We start from the raw sequence: 3,997 nt of genomic DNA on the forward strand, positions 1-3,997 counted from the left end.
CCAGGAAGACTACCTGGTTGATAGGTCGGAGGTGTAAGTGCAGCAATGTATGTAGCTTACCGATACTAATAGATCGAGGACTTGACCAAGATTATCTAATCTTACTAATGTTATTCAGTTTTTAGAGTACTAACTCTAAATAAAGATTATGCGGTTATTACAGCAAAGAGGATACACCTGTTCCCATTCCGAACACAGAAGTTAAGCTCTTTAGCGCCGATGGTACTTGGTGGGAAGCTGCCTGGGAGAGTAGGACGTAGCCGCGTAATCTTTTTTATTTTACGTGGATTTAAGTGGTGGTTGATATTTAGTTTGCGCTTGGGTCATAAAGCGGAGAAGATGCTTTAAATGACCACTTCGCTGCAAACTAAATATCAACCACTTTTTGTTGTGTAAAATAAAGAAGAATTACGCTTATACGGTATTATATAAAGAGATGAGAAAAGGTGCTTTGAATGACCGCGGCGTTGTAAACTAAATCCTAAGCACTTTTTGTTGTGTAAAGCAAAATGATTTAAAATAGATTCAATATTGTAACTTAACAATAAGCATTTTTTTATATAGAATTAAGATAGATAGTACCATTGAAAAATATGAAATTTTATAATAAATAATGGAAAAACGAATCAGGTGGAAATTTAAATTATTTTCGTAGACTATTCATTATGTATATATTAAAAAATATTTTATATAAGGGTATATGTACATGTACGACAAAATACGACAGACAAATAATTGAAAATGGTGTAAAATATTATAGTTACGTAAAATATGTGAATGAAAAGAATTATTATATATAAATGAATCAGAAAGAGGTAGCGAAATGAAAAAAACTGTAAAAAAAGCAATAATACCGGCTGCTGGATTAGGAACAAGATTTTTACCAGCTACAAAGTCTCAGCCAAAGGAGATGCTTCCTATAGTAGATAAGCCAACACTACAATATATAATAGAAGAGGCTATAAACTCTGGGATAGAAGAAATACTTATAATAACAGGAAGAAATAAGAAATCTATAGAAGATCATTTTGATAAATCCGTAGAATTAGAATTAGAACTTCAACAAAAAGGAAAAACTGAAATGTTAGAAATGGTTCAAGAGATATCTAACATGGTAAATATACACTATATAAGACAAAAAGAGCCTAAAGGATTAGGACATGCTATACATTGTGCTAAAAGCTTTATAGGTGACGAACCATTTGCTGTACTTTTAGGAGATGATATAGTAGACTCAGATACTCCATGTCTTAAGCAATTAATAGATGCTTACGATGAATATAAGACAAGCATATTAGGTGTTCAAGAAGTTGCTAAAGAAGATACTGATAAATATGGTATATTAGATTGTAAATATATAGAAGATAGAGTATATAAAGTAAAGGATATGGTTGAAAAACCAAGTGTAGAAGAATCACCTTCAAATATAGCTATATTAGGAAGATACATAATAACTCCTGCTATATTTGAAATTTTAGAAAATCAAGCCCCAGGTAAAGGTGGAGAAATACAGTTAACGGATGCTTTAAAAACCTTAGCTCAACATGAAGCAATATATGCATATAATTTTGAGGGAAGAAGATATGATGTAGGGGATAAACTAGGATTTTTAGAAGCAACAATAGATTTTGCTTTAAAAAGAGATAATCTAAAAGATGGATTACTGAACTATATGAAAAATGTAGTTGAAGAAATTAAATAATAAACTAAAATTTAAATTAACTTTAATTATTAAATTGATATAACAAATGATTGACATATAAAATTTATTATGATAATATATTTACACTGTTAAAATGAATATTGAGTAGATCAGATAATCGCGGGTAGCGCTAGCTGCACGAGGAAAGTCGGAGCTCCATAGAGCAGGGTGCTAGGTAACGCCTAGTGAGAGTGATCTTAAGGAAAGTGCAACAGAAAATAACCGCCAGTGATGGTAAGGATGAAAAGGTGAGGTAAGAGCTCACCAGCGGCTAGGTGACTAGTCGGCTGTGTAAACCCCACTCGGAGCAAGGCCAAGTTAGGATAAAAAGAGTATTGCTCGTACTCTCCGGTTGGTAGGCCGCTTGAGCTTATTGGTGACAATAAGCCTAGAAAGATGATTATCTAATACAGAACTCCGCTTATAGATTTGCTCGATTTATTCATGTATAAAGAAAACACTAGGAACACTAGTGTTTTTTTTATACATAAATGTTGAAATAAGCAGATTTGAATATATAGAAAAAATTAACAATATATAGTAAAATAAATAGATGTAGATAAATAATTGGATAGATTATTATTATAAAGGAGAAAAGAATATGAATTATAAGGAAATATATAATCAATGGTTGACAGATGTATACTTTGATAACGATACTAGGAATGAATTAGAAGATATAAAAAATGATGAAAATGAAATAAAAGAAAGATTTTATAAAAATTTAGAGTTTGGAACAGCTGGATTAAGAGGTATTATAGGTGCAGGGACAAATAGAATGAATGATTATACTGTGGCAAGAGCTACTTTTGGGCTTGCTAATTATATACTAAAAAATGTTGGGGAAAAAGGCAAAAACAGAGGAGTAGTAATAGCTCATGATAGTAGATTTAAATCTAGAGAATTCTGTTTGCAGACAGCTAATACTTTAGCTGCATGTGGAATAAAAGCATACATATTCGATGATTTAAGAACAACTCCAGAACTTTCTTTCGCCGTAAGACATCTAAATTGTATAGCAGGAGTTGTTATAACCGCTAGCCATAATCCGCCTGAATATAATGGATATAAAGTATACTGGGAAGATGGCGCTCAAGTTATGCCTGAGATAGCGGATGAAATTACGAAAGAAGTTAATAGCATAAATGATTACAGTAAAATACCAACTATAAAAGAAGGTCAAAAAGATTTAGTAGTTATGCTAGATGAAAGACAAGACACAGCGTTTATAGAAGCTGTTAAAAGTCAATTTATAGGAAAGCATATAGTAGAAAGAGTCGGTAAAAACTTTAAAATAGTATATACACCGCTTTGTGGAACTGGAAATGTTCCTATACAAAGAGTCTTAAAGGAAGTTGGGTTTGAAAAAGTACTTGTTGTAAAAGAAGAAGAGCTACCAGATCCTAATTTTGCTGGTATTAATTATCCAAATCCAGAGGATAAAAAAGCTTTAGAAAGAGGGATAGAATTAGCTAAAAAAGAAGATGCTGATTTAGTAATAGCTACAGATCCAGACTGCGATAGAGTTGGATTAGCTGTAAAAATTAAAAATGGAGACTATGAATTACTTACGGGGAATCAAATAGGAGCTTTACTTGTTAATTATATTTTAGGGCATCTAAAAGAAGAAAATAATTTACCCAAAAATTCAATTATAATAAAAACTATAGTTACTTCTGAGTTTGGAGCTAAAGTAGCAGCACGTTATGGAGTAGATTGCCTAAACGTATTAACTGGATTTAAGTTTATTGGAGATAAAATAAAAACATTTGAACAAACAAATGAAAAAACATTTATTATGGGATATGAAGAAAGTTATGGATATCTAGTTGGAACACATGCAAGAGATAAAGATGGGGTTGTGGCATCTATGTTAATTTCTGATATGGCAGCTTATTATTATGATAAAGGTATGAGTTTATATGATGGTCTTATAGAGCTTTATGATAAAGTAGGTTTCTTTAAAGAAGATATGATAACTCTTACATTAAATGGGATAGCTGGACTTGAAAAAATAAAACAAATAATGGAACAGTTTAGAAATAATGGACTAAATGAAGTAGCGGGATTAAAGGTAATAGAAAGTAAAGATTACAATAATGGTATAGAAGGACTTCCAAAATCAAATGTACTAAAATTTATACTAGAAGATGGATCTTGGATTGCTGCCAGACCTTCAGGGACGGAGCCGAAACTTAAATTTTATATAGGTATGCAAAGTTTAGAGAATGATATAAAAGTCAATTTACAAAAGTATATAGAAGATTTAATATAAATATTATATATATTCTATTT

Annotated in this window: 2 protein-coding genes, 2 rRNA genes and 1 other RNA gene; all 5 read left to right on the top strand. The window is 31.2% G+C overall.

Going from position 1 to position 3,997, the window contains the following annotated elements; genetic code table 11:
* Positions 1 to 89 (top strand): 23S ribosomal RNA (locus tag VN21_RS15485); the annotation flags it as partial.
* 60 nt (positions 90 to 149) lie between these two features.
* Positions 150 to 266: ribosomal RNA gene (gene rrf, locus VN21_RS15490) — 5S ribosomal RNA — on the top strand.
* A gap of 557 nt (positions 267 to 823) precedes the next feature.
* Positions 824 to 1,702, top strand: a complete 879-nt coding sequence (gene galU / locus VN21_RS15495) for a UTP--glucose-1-phosphate uridylyltransferase GalU (protein ID WP_046824048.1) — start codon at positions 824 to 826, stop codon at positions 1,700 to 1,702.
* Between the two features lie 102 nt (positions 1,703 to 1,804).
* Positions 1,805 to 2,142: RNase P RNA component class A (gene rnpB / locus VN21_RS18010), an RNA gene on the top strand.
* A gap of 161 nt (positions 2,143 to 2,303) precedes the next feature.
* Positions 2,304 to 3,977, top strand: a complete 1,674-nt coding sequence (locus VN21_RS15500; RefSeq protein ID WP_046824049.1) for a phospho-sugar mutase — start codon at positions 2,304 to 2,306, stop codon at positions 3,975 to 3,977.
* Positions 3,978 to 3,997: the final 20 nt, after the last annotated feature.

It is taken from the genome of Paraclostridium benzoelyticum, assembly GCF_001006285.1.
GTDB lineage: Bacteria > Bacillota > Clostridia > Peptostreptococcales > Peptostreptococcaceae > Paraclostridium > Paraclostridium benzoelyticum.

Bases quoted from the DNA above. Each gene is read 5' to 3' on its own strand.
- VN21_RS15500 (WP_046824049.1), top strand. From the start codon at position 2,304: ATGAATTATAAGGAAATATATAATCAATGGTTGACAGATGTATACTTT.
- galU (WP_046824048.1), top strand. From the start codon at position 824: ATGAAAAAAACTGTAAAAAAAGCAATAATACCGGCTGCTGGATTAGGA.